Below are 17,064 nucleotides of genomic sequence, written 5' to 3'. Positions count from 1 at the left end.
CAAGGTGCGGTGTTGCACATTGGTACAAATACTGAATGCTTATATTCTATAAACCGAATGAAAGACCCGGGTCCGGCCAGGGCCTCCCCAGGCCCCGGCCGACTCAGCCGCCGAGTGGGTGGCTCACTTGATCAGGGCCAGGACATCCCGAAACTGGGGGTGCTCGCAGCTCTGCAGCCACTCAAAGGCCACCATTTCACTGGTCACCAGCTCCACGCCGTTGCCCGCCAGGCGGTCTAAGGCCGCGTCGCGGTCGCGCTCGCGGCGCGAGGCGCACGCGTCGGTCACGACCCAGACGTCGAACTCCTGCTCGACCAGCCCCAGGGCCGTTTGCAACAAGCAAACGTGGGCCTCGCAGCCGGCCAGCACCACGGTGTTGCGTGCGGGCAGGGGCGCCGCCGGTTTTTGCAGGTGCTTGGGCAAACTGCGGGCGTTGCCCCCTCCACCGCCGCCACCAGCGCGGGCGGGCGGGCGCAGCGCCGCCACCAGGTCCGACTGGGTCGCGTCGAAGTGCATTTTGGGAAACGTCTTCTGGCACAGGGCGCGCACGGCGGGGTCGTTTTCGCCCAGCCGCGTGGGGTTTTGCTCGGTGCCCCAGACAGGCACCCCCAGCGTCTGCGCCACGCGCCCTAAAAACACCGCCCGCGCGGTGGCTTCCTGCCCACCGTGGATGGCGGGCATCAAACGGCCCTGGTAGTCCACCAACACCAATTGGCAGTCGTCAATGTCCAGTAGCATTCGGGTACTCCATGTCAAAAAATGCCTTCAAAATCGGGGTCCGCCATTGACCCGATGGGCCATATCCCCTAACCTCACGCCATGCGTCTGATCCGCTCTCTGCACCCTTGGGCCTGTGCCTGCGCCTTCAGCGCGGGTCTGGCTGTGGCCGGTGCGGCCTGGGCGGGGCCACAAGACCCGGTCGGGGACTTCCTGCACGCGCAAGGCTGGATCGAGGGGCCGGTTCGGGCAGAGCCTAACATGAGCCGACTGCCGTTGTCGGACCTCGTGCTGCACGCCATGGGTTTTGTCGGCACGCCCTACCAGTTGGGCGGCAACAGCGTGGACACCGGTTTCGACTGCAGCGGCTTCGTGCAGAACGCCTTCCAGCAAAGTCTGGGGGTGCGTTTGCCGCGGCGGGCGGTCGAGCAGGCACACGCCACCCAGACCATCGAGAAAACCGAACTCATTCCGGGCGACCTGGTGTTCTTCAACACCCTGGGCCGGGCCTTCAGCCACGTCGGCATTTACGTGGGGGAAGGACGCTTCATCCATTCCCCGCGCACCGGGGCCCAGGTGCGGCTGGAAAACATGAAGGAAGCCTATTGGCGGGCCCGCTTCAACGGTGCCCGCCGGGTGGAAGCCCTCGCGGCCGGGGCCTCCGCCTTGTTGAACCCCTGAGGGCCCAGCGGTCCAGCGCTCAGGCTGCCTGGGCTTTCTGCAGAATCGCGTAAAGCTGGTCCTTCAACTGCAGCTTTTCCTTCTTCAGGTTCTCAATCTCCACCGCGGAGCCACTGGCGATGTGACTCTCCATGTTCTTGATCTGCTGGTCGAGTTCGTTGTGCTTGTCGAACAGGCGGGTGAAGTGGTGGTCGTGGCCCTTGAGCTGGGTGATCAGGTCGCGGTATTCAGGGAACATTTTTACTCCAGAGGTGAGGAACACTCGGCCGGCCGACACAGCGGCACCGGCACAAGGGTCAATTTAACGCATCTGGCAGCGGGTGTGCAGGCCAACCCGCACACCCTTTGATGTGCCGCAAGGTTCAGCTGGCCTGTTTCACGCAGTCGGCGAAATAGGTCTTGCGACCGTCCAGCCCTTCCTCCACCACCAGGCCGTGGATGTCGGTCTCGAAGCCCGGGCAGGCCAGTGCGAACTCGCGCGAGAACTTCAGGTAGTCCACGATCTTCTTGTTGAACACCTCGCCCGGGATCAGCAGCGGGATGCCCGGCGGGTACGGGGTGATCAGCGCGGTGGTGATGCGGCCTTCCAGGTCGTCGATGGCCACGCGTTCGGTGTTGCGGTGGGCGATCTGCGAGAACGCGTCGGTCGGTTTCATGGCCGGTGTCAGGTCGCTCAGGTACATCTCGGTGGTCAGGCGCGCGATGTCGTACTTGGCGTACATCTCGTGCACGAACTGGCACAGGTCGCGCAGCCCCATCTTTTCGTAGCGGCGGTGCTTCTGACAGAACTCCGGCAGGATGCGCCACATCGGCTGGTTGCGGTCGTAGTCGTCCTTGAACTGCTGCAAAGCGGTCAGCAGCGTGTTCCAGCGGCCCTTGGTGATGCCGATGGTGAACATGATGAAGAACGAGTACAGCCCGGTCTTTTCCACCACCACACCGTGCTCGGCCAGGAACTTGGTGACGATGCTGGCCGGGATGCCGGTGGTGGCGAAATCGCCGTTCATGTTCAGGCCGGGGGTGACGATGGTGGCCTTGATCGGGTCCAGCATGTTGAAGCCCGGCGCCATGTCGCCAAAGCCGTGCCAGGACTCGGTGCCGTCGGCCGGCTGCACGCCTTCGCTGTCGGTGCGCTTGAGGATCCAATCCTTGGCCTCGCCCACGCCTTCGTCGGCCAAGTCCTCGGGGCCCCAAACCTGGAACCACCAGTCCTGCTCGCCAAACTCGGCGTCCACCTTGCGCATGGCACGGCGGAAGTCCAGCGCTTCGGCGATGCTTTCTTCCACCAGCGCGGTGCCGCCGGGCGGCTCCATCATGGCCGCGGCCACGTCGCAGCTGGCAATGATGCTGTACTGCGGGCTGGTGCTGGTGTGCATCAGATAGGCTTCGTTGAACAGGTGCCGGTCCAGCTTTTCGGTGGCCGAGTCTTGCACCAGCACGTGGCTGGCCTGGCTGATGCCCGCCAGCAGCTTGTGGATGGACTGGGTGGCGTACACCACCGAATGCTGGGGCCGCGCGCGCTTGCGCCCCATGGCGTGGAAGGCCCCATAGAAGGGGTGGAAGGCGGCGTGCGGCAGCCAGGCTTCGTCGAAATGCAGGTTGTCCACGTAACCGTCAAGCATGCCCTTGATGGTTTCGGTGTTGTAGAGCACCCCATCGTAGGTGGACTGGGTCAGCGTCAGGATGCGCGGCTTGACCGCCTGCGGGTCCACACCCTGCAGCAGGGGGTTGGCCGCGATCTTGGCCTCGATGGCCTCGCGGGTGAACTCGCTCTGCGGGATCGGGCCGATGATGCCGTAGTGGTTGCGCGTGGGCTTCAGGAAAACCGGAATGGCCCCGGTCATGATGATGCTGTGCAGGATGGACTTGTGGCAGTTGCGGTCCACCACCACCACGTCGCCCGGCGCCACGGTGTGGTGCCACACCATTTTGTTGCTGGTGCTGGTGCCGTTGGTCACAAAGAAGCAATGGTCGGCGTTGAAGATGCGCGCCGCGTTGCGCTCGCTCTCACCGATGGCGCCGTTGTGGTCCAGCAGCTGACCCAGCTCTTCCACCGCGTTGCAGACGTCGGCGCGCAGCATGTTTTCACCAAAGAACTGGTGGAACATCTGGCCCACGGGGGTTTTCAGGAAAGCCACGCCGCCCGAGTGGCCCGGGCAATGCCAAGAATAGGAACCGTCTTCGGCGTAGTCCAGCAGCGCCTTGAAGAACGGCGGCTGGATGCCTTCCAGGTAGCTCTTGGCTTCGCGGATGATGTGGCGCGCCACAAATTCGGGCGTGTCCTCGAACATGTGGATGAAGCCGTGCAGCTCGCGCAGGATGTCGTTGGGCAGGTGCCGGCTGGTCTTGGTTTCGCCGTACACGTAAATGGGCACCTCGGCGTTCTTGCGGCGCACCTCCTGGATGAACGCGCGCAGGCTTTGCACGGCCGGGTCTTCCTCGGGCGCGCCGGTGACTTCCTCGTCGTCGATGGACAGGATGAAAGCGCTGGCGCGGCTTTGCTGTTGCGCGAACTGGCTCAGGTCGCCGTAGCTGGTCACGCCCACCACCTCGAAACCCTCGGATTCGATGGCCTGTGCCAAGGCACGGATGCCGAGACCGGACGTGTTCTCGGAACGGAAGTCTTCGTCGATGATGACGATGGGAAAGCGGAATTTCATAGCGCCCGAGTGTACGGACTTAATGTGACAACGCACCCGCTCGGGCGCATTTTTGCCCCACAATGGACGCCAAACGTTGCGGGAAGCCCAACCCCGGGCGCCCGCTGGGGCAAAAGGCAATCGACATGGACGAATCGACCGTTTGGTGGCTGCTCGCCGGGGGCGCGGTGGCGCTGGAACTGGTGACCGGCACCTTCTTTCTGCTGATGCTGGCCGTGGGTCTGGCCGCCGGTGCCCTGGCCGCCCACGCCGGGGCCGACCCAACGCTGCAACTGGTGGTGGCCGCGCTGGTGGGGGGCGGGGCCGTGGTCGGCTGGCAGCGTTGGCGCCTGCGCCGCCGCCCCACGGCGCGCGCCAGCGAGAACCGCGACGTCAACCTGGACATCGGCGAAACCGTGCAGGTCCAGCAGTGGCAGTCCGACGGCACGGCCCGCGTGCGCTACCGCGGCGCCGAATGGACGGTGGCGCTGCAAAACCCCCTGCCCTTGCCTGGCCCAGGCGCGTTCCGCGTGGTGTCGGTGCACGGGAACCGACTCATCGTGCGCGCCGTCTGACCTTCTTCCCCTCTGTCCTCGAAAGCCCCCCATGGAACTCGCCTTTCTGCTCTTGGTCGTCACCGGCATCTTCATCATCAAGTCCATCAAGGTGGTGCCGCAGCAAAACGCCTGGGTCAAGGAACGGCTGGGCAAGTACGCCGGCACCCTCACGCCAGGGCTGAACTTTCTGGTGCCCTTCATCGACAAGGTGGCTTACAAGCACAGCCTGAAGGAAATCCCGCTGGACGTGCCCAGCCAGGTCTGCATCACCAAGGACAACACCCAGTTGCAGGTGGACGGCATCCTGTACTTTCAGGTGACCGACCCGATGCGCGCCAGCTACGGCTCGTCCAACTACATCATGGCGGTGACGCAACTGGCCCAGACTACGCTGCGCAGCGTGATCGGCCGGCTGGAACTGGACAAGACGTTCGAGGAGCGCGACATGATCAACGCCCAGGTGGTCAACGCCATCGACGAAGCGGCGCTGAACTGGGGCGTGAAGGTGCTGCGCTACGAGATCAAGGACCTGACGCCGCCGGCCGAAATCCTGCGCTCGATGCAGGCCCAGATCACCGCGGAACGTGAAAAGCGGGCGTTGATCGCGGCGTCCGAAGGCCGCAAGCAGGAACAGATCAACATCGCCACCGGCGAGCGCGAGGCGTCCATTGCCCGCTCTGAGGGCGACAAGCAGGCCGCCATCAACCAGGCCGAAGGCGAGGCCGCCGCCATCCTGTCGGTGGCCGAGGCGTCGGCCCAGGCCATCGAGCGCATCGCCCGTGCCATCCGCACCGACGGTGGCGACCAGGCGGTGCAACTCAAGGTGGCCGAAAAAGCGGTGGAAGCCTACGCTCGCGTCGCCGCCGACGCCAGCACCACCCTGATCGTGCCCGGCAACATGAGCGAAGTGAGCAGCCTCATCGGCTCGGCCATGCAAATGGTGAAATCCACCAAAGCGGGTGGCTGACGCAAAAAGCGGCCCGGTTTCGGTATAGAATCCAAGGCTACACGGAGAGGTGGATGAGCGGTTTAAGTCGCACGCCTGGAAAGCGTGTGTGGGCTAATCCCCACCGCGGGTTCGAATCCCGCCCTCTCCGCCAGAACATAGCCTAAGTGGTTGATCCACTTAGGCTTTTTTATTTTCTGGCTTGCCGTTATACGTCTGGTTCTACGGATCAGTCACGGCCGTATTGCATCGTTCAGGGCTTGAGTCTGACCCGGATTGGACTGCCTTGAGCGAGGCTTCTTGGTCAGGGCGGGTCAGAAGACGGCAGCGAAACGCCTTGTTCACCGTTTAGGTGCTCCTCGATGGTGTCCCCGATCCACGTCAGGCACTCGGTCATGTCGATGACCTGATCTCGCTCGTCACCAGCATCCGACTTCGGCGATTCCCCGGCCTCCAAGTGATCGTCATTGCTTGCTTGCCTGCGACTCGGGTTTGCATCAGGGGTCATCACTACCAACCCTGGCCGTGCCGCAGAAGCCTTCAGCACAGCCTGATGGTTTTCAAGGCCGTGCAGGATATGTTGCAAGCCGTCGATGGCTTCGGTCACAGTCGCAGCCACCTCTGAGGCCCAGGTTTGTAGCTCCGAAACTAACGTGGTGGGCGGAATCAACAAGCTGCCCTCTACCTCTGTGGTGCCTGTGAACACGGAAGCATTGCTGAACTTCCAGCCCTTGGCGGTCACCTGCGGAGCCAGTCGCTCGAAACACTCAGCGGTCAATGCCCGGTCGGTCGTGACCGTCAGTGACAACACCATGCCCTCGTACCAGACCGACTGCTCAAACCGAACCTCTGCGACTTGCACCTGTCCACAGTGCAGCCACAAGCTTTCGGGCGTCAGCGTCAAGCCCGCCTTGTTGTAACGCAGGTGATCTTTGGCATCCAGTTGTGGCCTCCATGCACGGCGCGCCCCTGCAGAGTCATTGGCGTTGCTCAGTTTTCGGCTGAGTTCATCGGCCAGCAGTTGCCACCACACCAGCCGCAATGCCGGTACGTCGGCGGTCGCCATGTTCATTTTTTCAAAGTACCAAATGGTCAGATCCAGCGTTTCCAGGCTCTCGCCAATCAGCGGTGCGATGTCATTGAAGGCGGTCACCAGACGGTCTTCCGGGATGCGCCTGCCCAGCACCCGCTGACCAAAGTTGATGACCCACACGTCGGGCTTGATGGTGGAGACCCCGCAGCGCAGCAACAGCCAGTGAAACACCGCGATGCCCATGCCTTTGACTTTGCCTTTGAAATCCCGCTCAAAGTCGGCCTGCCTCGCCCAAGCATGGAGGCTCGGCTGGTCGGTGACGCCGATAGAAGCCAGGAACGGCAGGAAGCGGCGCAGCAGCTCAATGCGTGTCCAGTGCTTGTTGCCCCAAAAAAACTGCGCGGCTGCCTTGTTGCCATCTTCAGTGTCCGGGTAGATGTTCAGGGCGTCTTGCAGTTGCTCGTGCGTGTGAATGTCATGCTGGTGCTGCACGTTGTGCTCGAAGTACTGCAATGCTTTGACCACCACCGGCTCCTGCATTTGAAAATTCAGCACCGTTTCCAGCACGTCTGACAGGTAGCTGGTCGGCTGACGCTGCTGGCGAATGAATGGCAAGTTGGCCGTGGCGATGAGCAGTTGCTGGAACTGCTCAGGGGTGAGTTGTTTCTTTTTCATGGGCATGTTGGCTGGGTATGTCGGCTGGAAGGAGGGGCTGTTGACTTCGGCTTTCATTCGGTCAAATCGACTTCCATGTCCTCTGCGGCGACGCTGCTGAGTGCCAGCACCGAGTCGATGACCACCTTGCAGGTGCCTTCCACGCTCAGGTAGCGGTGGCGCTTGTTTCGGTTCAGCGACACGTGAAGCACGGCATTCCACGGAGCCATCGGCACAGGTGGCGCGTCGGGATCAAGGATGAGCAAGGCATCGGGGTCTTGGTACTCGTCCGGTGCACTCACCCCCACGGCCACGACCCAATGGGAATAGTCGCGGTTCGATATGCCGACGATGCACACCCCATCGTTGTCCAGGCATTCCACCGCGTGTTCGAGCGCCAACTTGCGAATGAAGCGGCTGCGAACGGTGTCGGCAAAAGGCTCCAGCAAGGATTGAAGCTGCTTCGGTCGGCTGCCAGCGAAGTACACATCAGCGGCGCGTTTCCACAGCTTGGTCAGCGGCTTGCTGGCCGCTTTGGGGATGTCATCGAGTTCGTCACGCTCCACGGCACCGAGCAGTTGCAGTGCCATCAGGGCGCAGTGGGGGCCACACGCGCCGTCGATGGAGCTTTGGCGCAAGTGCAGCGGTTGTTGGTTGACCACCGGCCCTTGCAGGTCGGCGCTCAGACGGGAGTGGCAGCGGTAGATGCGGCTCATGGTGTTTTTCTCCGGGCAATAGAAGGCTCCACCCCATCCCCTGTCAGGTGGAGTTGGTCGTGTGCAATTGGGGGATCTGGGAAGGCTGGCGGCTGGGAAGCGGAGGATGGCTTGCCGTCAGACCGGGTGAATGTCAGCCGTTGTGAACGGCCTGGTTGACCTGCGAGGGTTACTTGATGACCAGTCGCTTGTCGCGTTCGAGGTGGGCGCCAGGCACTTCTTCGCCATCAAGCAACCGTTTGCGGATTTCGTCCTTGCGGATGGTGACGATGGTTTCCTTGACTTTGAACGCCTTCGGGATGGCGTCCTCGTCGTCGATCACGGTCCTGGGTGGGTTGTCACGTGTGCGGATGACGAACTCAGGGCTGTCGATTTCGGTAATGCCGGTTCGCACCAGTTGCACCAGCAGGTATTGCCGCAACCAGTCGATACGTCGCTCAAGTGACTTGCGGCGCTGGCTCATGCGCTGCTCGGCATCTTTGATCATGGCGGCTTCGCCTTCGCTTTGCTGGATCAGCGCGGCCACGTTCCAGGCCTTTTCTTCTAGGTCGCCAGAGGCACCTTCCAGCGTGTCGGCGATGACTTCCTCGGGCAGATCGTGGTCGGCCAGCAGTTGGGCGATGGCCAGGTATTCGTCGGCGAGCTTGTAGAGAGGGGTGTTCATGGGAGGCTCCTTTCTTTTGCATCAGTTGTGATGGCCAGCAGGGTGACTGGCTGAATGGGCAGCCGCTTCGGCATCGGCCCAATGACCCAGCTTCTTGTGCAAGGTGGTCAGCATGGGCAGTGGCAGTTGTTCAAGCCGTGACACTTGCCCTTTGGTGGCCTGGTGCAACCAGTTCAAGACGCGCTGCTCCGCAAAGCCGTGGTCGGCGATGGCCTCGCGCAGGTCTTGAAGTTGTTCGACACCGATCAACTCGTTGGTGGTCGCCAGGGGTTGTCGGGGTGGTGCCTTTGCGGCTGGACGTTGTGACGGTCGTGACAGTGGCTCCGCACAGCCATCGAAGTCAGCGCCCTCTGCAGCAGGACGGTCCTCCAGGTCTTGGGTGAACACCTCGCTGAGGCCTGCCAATCTGAGCGTGGCGTCGATGTGCGCCGACTTGGCGACCATCTTCAGGGTCTTGTTGAGGTCGCCGTAGTCTTGGCTCAGTTGCCGAGCGCCTGCGCCTTGTGCCACCACGTGACCATGTGCGTCACGCAACTCGCAGCGCAGCATGATGGTGCGGATGTCGGCTTGTGCCAGAAAGGCGTCTTCGTAGGCCGGCAGCGTCGGGTAATGCACCGTCATGCCCAACATGCCAGTGATCTTCTCTGCCCCGGCTTTGAAGAGTGCCGGCTTGCTCCAGTGGCCGGGGTCTTTGCATTCATGAACCCTGCCCATCCGAACCAACTGACAGCGGTCTTTGCCAGCGATGTGTATGCGACCGAAGTCCACCCCTTCCACCAAAGCGGTTCGCAGCCATTCCATCAGCAAGGCGCGGTTGCGTATGCGGCGATCCAGCCCGGCACTGAAGAACTCGGTGGGCAGGTCCAGTGGGGAGACGCTGATGGCTGAGCTGGCAGCAGTCTCCTGCACATGAGCCAAGTCAGAGCCCGATGGCGGTGGCGCAACTGCTACCGTGACTGGCAACACCGCTGCCTCTGCCGTAGGCGTTGTTGGCATCTCAAAAGGCACCTGCTCGTGATGCTCATGGTCGTACTGCTCGGCAGGCAGATCACCAGGTTGAAAGGGTTCGATGACGACCGGCGAGCGCCGAATGACGCGGCGCTTGGTGCGCTCGCTGGTCTGTGTGGCAGCGGCTTCTTGCTGCTGGCGTTGCAGGGTTTGAGCGAAAGCGGTCATGTCAGTACTCCTCAGGCAGCAGGAACGTGGTGGCACTGCGGTCGGCTTCGGTGATGAGCCAGATGCGGCGTTCTCCTTGAAGCCGGTAGCTGGACACAATGCGAGTGCCATGAACCAGTGCGGCCTCGTTGGCCTGGCGGTCCTCAGCTTCCAACTCGCCCCAATCGCCGAGGACGTGCCGAAACAGGTACTCAAGGGGTGAGGTGTTCAACGCCTCGAACAACGACAAGGCACCTGGTGTGGCGACGACCTTTCCCAAGGGGAACAAGGGGCGTTTGAGTTGTGTTTGTTTTGGCCATGCGGCGGCCTGACTGGTATCAGCCATGGTTTTTGCTCCAGAAGGATTGCGGGGAAGCCGGTCGGTGCTTGTGAGTCGTCACCGACCAGCCGGTGCGTCACCCCCCCCTCTGATGTGATCGCTGTTGGTTTTCGGTTTGCGATGGCCGAGTACCGTCACGGCCATGGTCAATTGCTGACCAAAGCACGGCGAACGAGCGCGCACAGCACGGCGACCGTGGTGCAAACACACGTGAACAGGATCAGGAAAGGGGGTCGCCCCGAGAGGGAGAAGATGGGGCGAGAAGGGTCAAGAAAGGCTCTATTGAGGCTTTCTTGAGGAGTTTTGACGCATTTTCAGTATATCAAATGCCGCCAATATGTCAAATTCGAGAAAATGGCCGCTACAGCAATCATACTGGAGTTATTGCATTGATATAAAACCCCGACAGTTGCTTTTACGAGTCGGCCATAGTCTATTATTTACCGAGTTCGGATTTGCATTTTGGTTCACCCAAAAGCTTGAACTGAGTTCGCGATTCTTTTTTCCTGACCAATCTGTGTGGTATAGAATCGCTGCTCAATCCCGTAAACCAGCAGCTTCAACTCTCCATCGCCCGGAATCTCGAATTGGCCTGTTTTTTCGTCAAGGGTGAGGGAGTTTTGACAATAAGCATTGATGTATAAAATCATTGCCTGCTTGTCTTGCGCGGGCAATGCGGCCAATGTTTCTAGCGCCAGCGCGATTCGCTTTCGATTCGGCTTTGAAACCTTTTCTGCATCAAAACCATTTGTGAGCTTTATGAATGGCTCCTTCAGAAATTGACGAACCTCTTCCTGGGTTGCCTCTTTGTAGAGCTCATCAATCCCAGGAAAGATGCTGGATATCGTTGCAAGACTCTTGAAAGCAAGTGTGTCAATCGCTGCCACATATATAGCATCTGGCTGAGAGTTGACCACAAGTCGTTGCTTGTCATCCTCAACTACTGCCGCATCGCCAAAAAATATGGTCTTCTGCTTCAGGAACAAAGAGGGTGTTACTTTTTGGAAATAAAGATCATCACCTTGAATGGCACAAAGGTAGGTGATGTCAGCGAACCTCTTCTTCGGAAGGTCGTTGTAGTTCTTTATGTCAATGTCTTTTTTTACGAAGTCTGGGCAGTAGTCTTGACCTGAAAAGTCTTTGACAATAAACCACGCATCTTCGTCCAAGTTGTGGTCAGTTTTGTAAGCCACACACAACTTTGGATCTAATTTTACAGCCTCAAATAAGGTCACATCCGAAATCAACTTGAAATGAGTCTCTTTTCGGAGTCTTTTCACTTTTGCGATCACATGATCCATTAAATCACCCCCTCTCTAAAAAAGTGTAGTTATTGATCCGAAATGCCCGTTGTATAACGACATCATCCGGCTTTTTGTACTTCTCTTTGCTGATGAGAAATATCGAGGCTCCCGTGCTTGTGGTGATTGTGTAAAAGTCGTATCCGTAAAGCAAGAAGAGAGGGTTGAAGTAAAGCGCCTGCGATTTGTAAGTAAATACAAAAAGAACACCATATACAAAAAAGAGTGTCTCCCAATTGCCGATACTTAGTGCCACAAAAAAATAGCCTAGATAGCTAGGGAGGAAGCTGTTATTTGCATGTTCAATACAGGCAACTTGCCCCCTCTTAAAATCATCCTTCCCGAGTAGCTTTCCCAATAAGAGACTCAGGCCGGTCAGGGCAATGGGCGCTGCCATGTAGAGCGCGTACGATAGAAATTTGGGAAATTCATCGAGGTACTTAGCGCCGGGGAAAAAGTGCGCTAAATCGTATCCTTTCTGAACAAGGAAAACTATTAAAAGCAATGATGTCGCATTGAAGGTGAGAAGAATTCTAAATATTCTGTTGAAGTCGAGTGAGGGGAAACCCACGATATTCTCCTTTTAGTGAGTCACGACTTCAACCATGAAAAATTCTGGTCGCAATATGGCACGATCATTTTTGCTCCAGTAAGCCATCCACATCCTTGAATTTGCCGTAAATCGCCGGGTTTTCTCCCACCGCCAGCGCCTTAAAGTGCGCCGCACCGCATTTGATCTTTCCGCTCTCCAGGTCACGCAGGTCGTCCTCGAACAGGCTGCTTTTCGTTTCCACGACAAAGTACAGGCGCTCTTGGCCGTCACGTTCTACCAGCACAGCCCAGTCGGGGTTGTACGTTCCCAATGGCGTAGGCACCTTGAACCAGCCTGGCAGCTTGGCATAGACCTTGATGGCCTCATTGCGCTCCAACGCCTCGGCGAAGTCGCGCTCGACCGTTGAGTCATACACCACGTGTTCGTAAACCGATTTCGTGGTGTCCTGCACCAGGTTCTTCAGGTAGCCCGTCAGCTCTTCGGTCTCGAAAAGCTCCTGGGCATAGAAATGCTCATCGCCAAGTCGCTGGTACTTGATACCGTCCACCAACGCCAGCCGCTTGCAGCGGTTGATGGCATCCGCAGCCAACTCGATGAACTGCTGCGGGTTGCGCTTGAAGTCGTTCAGTCGGTGGCTTTCGGTCAGGATGCGAGCAATCGTTTTGCGGGTGAGGTGTGTGCGATCCTGCAGCTCTGTCAGCACGTCAGGCAGTTCAATGTCACCCTCGTTCAAGGTGATCGAGTCAGACACTGACAGCAGGGACGCATCGACGCCGGCCTTGTTAATCGCCATGCCAGCCTTTTTCCATTGCAGCCGTGTCTTGGCAACGGGAGGGGCGTCGTTCAAGGCCTCAATACAGCGTTCAATCAGCTTCTCGTTGTCAAACTGCACCCGGTACGTGGTTTTGTGTTTGATGCGATCCCACAGGGCGCGGAATTCTGGGCTGATGAGCACCGACTTACGCACGGCAATCTGCTTGCGGTCATCGGCGTTCTTGACTTTCAGCTTGCCGGAAAGCTTCTTGAGCACCGCGACGACTTGTTGACGTTGTGCCTCGAACTCATTGGGCAACGACAGGGTGCCGTCCTTCAGCGCAGTCTTTAACGTGTCCTGCACCTTGCCCTTCTCATTGATGTAGCCCTGCGCCTTCAGGTGTACCCACAAGGTCTTGGAGGCCTCGAAGCCCATTGGCAGCACATCACCAGCGGCTTGCACCACGGCAATGCCAGCGAACTCGTGGTCTTGCACCACGCCAAACAGAATCCCGGTGTCTTTCTCGATGTCCTTCTGCAGGTTTTCCGCGAACTGCTCATAGCTTTCGGTGGCGATCACCGTCAGCGTGTTGACCTCGAAACCGCGCAGCCGCTCACCCTTTTGGTTCACGCACAGCCGCAAGCCCCGGCCAATTGTCTGCCTGCGCCAACGCTCGGTTTCGCGGGTTGAGAAGTTGCAGATCTGGAAGACGTTGGGGTTGTCCCAGCCTTCCTTCAGGGCAGAGTGCGAGAAGATGAACTTCAATGGCGACTCAAAGCTCAGCAGCTTTTCCTTGTCGCGCATGATGAGGTTGTAGGTGTCATCGTCAGCCGCTGTGCTGCCACTGGTGTCCTTGACCATCTCCACCGTCTTGCCACCGATCTTTTTCTTGTCGATGGAGAAGTAGCCGTTGTGCACCTCGTGGGCGGCCATGCTCAGGTCCACCTCGGCAAACAGGCTTTGGTAGTCGGGGTGACGTGCCCAGCGTTTGTATTCTTCCTCGAACATCAAGGCGTAGTCCCCCTTCACCGGGTTGCCTTGGTCGTCGTACTGGCGGTACTTCGCCACCTCGTCGATGAAGAACAGGCTCAGCACCTTCACCCCCAGCGGGCGCAGCCGTTTTTCCTTGTCTAGGTGCTCCTTGATCGTGCGGCGGATCATTTCGCGTTGGATGGCACTGGCGTCCACATCGCCCCAGGCTTCACCCACCCGCAAGTACACCTCGCTGCCAGGCACTTTCAGCTCCAGGTACTGATCGCCCTTAGCGGTACGGATCTCACCAATACGGATGTCGGCGTACAGCGGGCGGCCCGTCTCCTGCTCCAGGTCAAAACCGTCTTGCACTGTGATGACATCACGACGCACCACACCGGCTGCGTTCTCACGGTCCACTTCGATGCTGGCCGTGATGACGCCGCGCTTGTTGCTGACTGCCAGCAGCTTGACGTAGGGCTTGTTGTTGCCCCCTTGCACCGTGGCTGCCGCCACCTCGATCTGCTTCACCAGCCGCTGCTCGTAGGCATCCACAGCGTCGAGCCGGTACACCATGTTGTGCTTGTCAACGTGCGTAGCCGAATAGCGCAAGGTGCAGAGGGGTGACATGTGGGCCAAGGCCTTCTTGCCTTTGCCGTCCATGCCGCCGTCCACGCTTTGTGGCTCGTCCACGATCAAGATGGGTTGAGTACCGCGAATCAGGTCGATGGGGCGCTCACCGCCCGTTTTCTCACTGGCGCGGTACATCTTGTTCTTGGACTTTTCCCGGCGTTTGGCCTCGTCTGACTCTTCTGCCAGCGCGGCAGCTTCATCCCCGAACTTGTTGATGGCACCGACCGTGATGACCATGATCTGGATGTTCGGGCTGGTCGCAAAGTTACGCACCTGGCCGAGCTTGTCCGAGTCGTACTGGAAGAACTCGTAGCCTTTGGCGCCGGGGTACAGGGCCTCGAAGTGCTCACGGGTGATCTGCAGTGTCTTGTTCACCCCCTCTTTGATAGCGACCGATGGCACCACAACCACGAACTTGGTGAAGCCATACCGCTGGTTCAACTCGAACACGGTTCGCAAGTACACGTAAGTCTTGCCCGTGCCGGTTTCCATCTCCACGGTGAAGTCCAGCGGCAGGGACGCCGACAAAGGCTGAGACGGCGGCAGGCCATTGCGAAGCTGAACCTGTTGCAGGTTGGCATTCAGCTCTTCATCGACCACCAGTTGCAGCGCATTGCCAATGCCACCACTTTCAGTGAAGTGTTTGCCCTCAAAGCTCTGCTGAGCATCCCCACCCAGCGCCTGTGCGGTGACCGTGAAAACCGAGCGGCAGACCTCCTGACCACGGAACAGGTCACACACCGCCTCGATGGCCTCCCTTTGGTAGGGCAGGTCGGATTCAAAATGCAGCTTCATCACAGGCTCCGCACCTGCTTGATGCCATGCTGTTCAAGAATCGCGGCTAGGTTGCTCTTGGCAATGTCGTTCTCGAACGCGCTGTCCCGGAAGACGGCTGTGGTGTCACCCACGGTGCCTTGCTCTTCGCGCCAGGCGGCCATGCCCAGGGCAAGTGCCTCCGCTTCAGACGCCTTGATGCTTTCATCCAGGCAAGCCATCAGTACGCCCGCGCCGACGCTGTTGACTTGTTTACCAGCGATTTCGCGTACTTCGATGGGAACGCAAAGGTCGAGCCCGAGCTTGAGCAGGATTTCGTAGAGGATGTCGTCGCTGCTGCGGCCAGCCTCCAAATGATCCAACTGATCGAAAAGAGAAGACCTTAAATCATTAAAATTTGGGCTCCAAGCGCGGATATTTGACGTGTCGAGCTTAAATACCCGAAACCCTACATCAGGTGATTCGAGTGGGGCTTGGCCCTTAATCAAATCGCCTGCCCGACGAATTCTCTCCTTGGTAATCTCGGATATGGTTCGAGGGCGGCTAATTTGGTCGCAAAACTCCGCGCTTGCAGCCTGCTCCTTGGACGATAAATCTAATTGCTCCGGGAGCTGAATTAATATAAAACGTCTTTTTCCACCGTCTTTCATATTAATTTGAAATACTGCGTGAGCAGTTGTTCCTGAGCCTGCAAAAAAGTCAAGAACTACATCATCAGACCCAGGCTCTGTTCCCACGCTGAGAATGCGCTCTATAAGCTTGATTGGCTTTGGCGTGTCAAATGGAGCTTGCTCATCAAATATTGAGCGAAGCTCCTTTTTGGCAGCATCATTGTGGCCGGCATCTGTATGAAGCCAAATAGTCTCTGCAGGAATGCTATCGCTAACTTCAGACAAAAATCTTTTGTAAGCCGGGCGTGAGTCTCCATCCTTGCCAAACCAAATTCTATTGTCAGCAATCAATTCTGCAAATTTCTCTTTGGTATAGCGCCAGCTTGTATTCGGGGGAGGCATCACTTCGCGACCAGAGGGAAGTGAAATTGGATAGATAGCATAGTCACGCGCCTCATTCCGCAGGACGTCACCTGCTTTCCACGGTCCTCTCGGATCATTATCCTGATTTGTATATCTGTCGTTTTGTTTTTCGGTCTTTGGTAGTCTCACAATAGTGGCGGTCTCTATAGAGCGCGCATATACCAAAATAAAATCATGTGATTCTGAAAAGTGCTTGGCGTCCGATTTTGGGCCATACTTTTTCTGCCAAACTATAGAAGAAACGAAATTCTCCGCCCCAAATACTTCGTCGCATACTCCCCGAAGATTTGCGACCTCAGCATCCCCAATGCTAATGAAAATGAGGCCACTTTCATTCAGCAAGGTTCGAGCAAGTCGGAGGCGTGGATATATCATATTGAGCCAATCGGTGTGGAAACGTCCGCTGGCTTCTGTGTTGGTTGTTATCTTGGATCCATATTCCGACTGCCTCGTTAGTTCAAGATAATTTTTTATGTTATCTTGAAAACTGTCAGGGTAAACAAAATCATTGCCCGTGTTGTATGGCGGGTCGATATAGATCAGTTTCACCTTTCCTGCGTAGCTCTTCTGCAGCAGCTTCAGTACCTCAAGGTTGTCACCCTCGATCATCAGGTTTTGCGTCGTTTCCCAATCAACGCTTTCCTCCGGGCAAGGGCGCAGGGTGCCGGTGCTCGGCGTCAGTGCAATCTGCCGCGCCTTCTTCTTGCCATGCCAGTTCAGACCGTATTTCTCGTCGGCATCAGTCACAGACTGATCGCCGATCAAGGCTTTCAACACATCGACGTTGATCGCTGCGCCATTTGCCCCTTCCGTCACCAGTTCGGGAAACAGGGCTTTCAATTGGGCCAGGTTGTCAGCGACGATGTTAGCCGACTGGGCTTCAGGGCTGTTGGCTTCGATTTTTTCGATACTCATGAGATTCTCGGTTCAATGATTGGCGT

The 17,064-nt window shown here is 58.2% G+C and carries 15 protein-coding genes and 1 tRNA gene; 4 read left to right on the top strand and 12 right to left on the bottom strand.

Annotated features, from left to right (window positions below; translation table 11 throughout):
* Nucleotides 1-123 precede the first annotated feature (123 nt).
* Nucleotides 124-738, bottom strand: coding sequence for an isochorismatase family protein (locus HA630_RS12560; RefSeq protein WP_166835160.1), 615 nt, complete (start codon nucleotides 736-738; stop codon nucleotides 124-126).
* Between the two features lie 240 nt (nucleotides 739-978).
* Here HA630_RS12560 and HA630_RS12555 point away from each other — a divergent pair, with 240 nt between their 5' ends.
* Nucleotides 979-1,398 carry a C40 family peptidase gene (locus HA630_RS12555; protein ID WP_243855454.1) on the top strand — a complete coding sequence of 140 codons (420 nt, stop codon included), beginning with the start codon at nucleotides 979-981 and terminating at the stop codon, nucleotides 1,396-1,398.
* Between the two features lie 19 nt (nucleotides 1,399-1,417).
* Here HA630_RS12555 and HA630_RS12550 read toward each other — a convergent pair whose 3' ends face one another.
* Both HA630_RS12550 and HA630_RS12545 read right to left on the bottom strand, forming a co-directional pair.
* Nucleotides 1,418-1,636 carry a YdcH family protein gene (locus HA630_RS12550; protein ID WP_166835156.1) on the bottom strand — a complete coding sequence of 73 codons (219 nt, stop codon included), beginning with the start codon at nucleotides 1,634-1,636 and terminating at the stop codon, nucleotides 1,418-1,420.
* 124 nt (nucleotides 1,637-1,760) lie between these two features.
* The gene (locus HA630_RS12545; protein ID WP_166835154.1) at nucleotides 1,761-4,058 is read right to left on the bottom strand and encodes an arginine/lysine/ornithine decarboxylase; all 2,298 of its coding nucleotides are present in this window, start codon (nucleotides 4,056-4,058) and stop codon (nucleotides 1,761-1,763) included.
* A 125-nt stretch (nucleotides 4,059-4,183) separates the two neighbouring features.
* On the opposite strand from HA630_RS12545, the gene HA630_RS12540 reads away from it, so the two are divergent.
* From HA630_RS12540 to HA630_RS12530, 3 genes are all read left to right on the top strand, one after another.
* Nucleotides 4,184-4,612 carry an NfeD family protein gene (locus HA630_RS12540; RefSeq protein ID WP_166835152.1) on the top strand — a complete coding sequence of 143 codons (429 nt, stop codon included), beginning with the start codon at nucleotides 4,184-4,186 and terminating at the stop codon, nucleotides 4,610-4,612.
* A gap of 31 nt (nucleotides 4,613-4,643) precedes the next feature.
* The gene (locus tag HA630_RS12535; RefSeq protein WP_166835150.1) at nucleotides 4,644-5,561 is read left to right on the top strand and encodes an SPFH domain-containing protein; all 918 of its coding nucleotides are present in this window, start codon (nucleotides 4,644-4,646) and stop codon (nucleotides 5,559-5,561) included.
* Between the two features lie 43 nt (nucleotides 5,562-5,604).
* Nucleotides 5,605-5,694, top strand: a tRNA-Ser gene (locus tag HA630_RS12530).
* A gap of 150 nt (nucleotides 5,695-5,844) precedes the next feature.
* On the opposite strand, the gene HA630_RS12525 is transcribed toward HA630_RS12530, so the two are convergent.
* From HA630_RS12525 to HA630_RS12485, 9 genes are all read right to left on the bottom strand, one after another.
* Entirely contained in the window at nucleotides 5,845-7,248 is a 1,404-nt protein-coding gene (locus tag HA630_RS12525) for a hypothetical protein (protein WP_166835148.1), read from the bottom strand.
* 53 nt (nucleotides 7,249-7,301) lie between these two features.
* Complete coding sequence (locus HA630_RS12520; RefSeq protein ID WP_166835146.1) at nucleotides 7,302-7,943, bottom strand: hypothetical protein; 642 nt, start codon at nucleotides 7,941-7,943, stop codon at nucleotides 7,302-7,304.
* A 169-nt stretch (nucleotides 7,944-8,112) separates the two neighbouring features.
* Complete coding sequence (locus HA630_RS12515) at nucleotides 8,113-8,607, bottom strand: siphovirus Gp157 family protein (RefSeq protein WP_166835144.1); 495 nt, start codon at nucleotides 8,605-8,607, stop codon at nucleotides 8,113-8,115.
* Nucleotides 8,608-8,628: 21 nt separating this feature from the next.
* Entirely contained in the window at nucleotides 8,629-9,783 is a 1,155-nt protein-coding gene (locus HA630_RS12510; protein ID WP_166835142.1) for a hypothetical protein, read from the bottom strand.
* 1 nt (nucleotide 9,784) lies between these two features.
* Nucleotides 9,785-10,108: a type I restriction endonuclease subunit M gene (locus tag HA630_RS12505; protein WP_166835140.1), complete on the bottom strand. Its 324-nt coding sequence runs from the start codon at nucleotides 10,106-10,108 to the stop codon at nucleotides 9,785-9,787.
* Between the two features lie 461 nt (nucleotides 10,109-10,569).
* Nucleotides 10,570-11,403 (bottom strand): ATP F0F1 synthase synthase, encoded by an 834-nt coding sequence (locus tag HA630_RS12500; protein ID WP_166835138.1) that lies wholly within the window; start codon nucleotides 11,401-11,403, stop codon nucleotides 10,570-10,572.
* A gap of 4 nt (nucleotides 11,404-11,407) precedes the next feature.
* Nucleotides 11,408-11,974, bottom strand: coding sequence for a hypothetical protein (locus HA630_RS12495; RefSeq protein ID WP_208300079.1), 567 nt, complete (start codon nucleotides 11,972-11,974; stop codon nucleotides 11,408-11,410).
* A gap of 64 nt (nucleotides 11,975-12,038) precedes the next feature.
* On the bottom strand, nucleotides 12,039-15,110 hold the full coding sequence (locus tag HA630_RS12490) for a type III restriction-modification system endonuclease (protein ID WP_166835136.1): 3,072 nt from the start codon (nucleotides 15,108-15,110) through the stop codon (nucleotides 12,039-12,041).
* A complete protein-coding gene (locus tag HA630_RS12485) occupies nucleotides 15,110-17,038 on the bottom strand; it encodes a site-specific DNA-methyltransferase (protein WP_208300078.1) in 1,929 nt (642 codons plus the stop codon). Before HA630_RS12485 ends, HA630_RS12490 begins: the two co-directional genes overlap by 1 nt.
* Between the last annotated feature and the right edge of the window lie 26 nt (nucleotides 17,039-17,064).

Source organism: Aquabacterium sp. A08, from assembly GCF_011742065.1.
The sequence above is the reverse complement of the archived record's forward strand: the minus strand, read 5'-3'. Positions and strand labels throughout refer to the sequence as shown.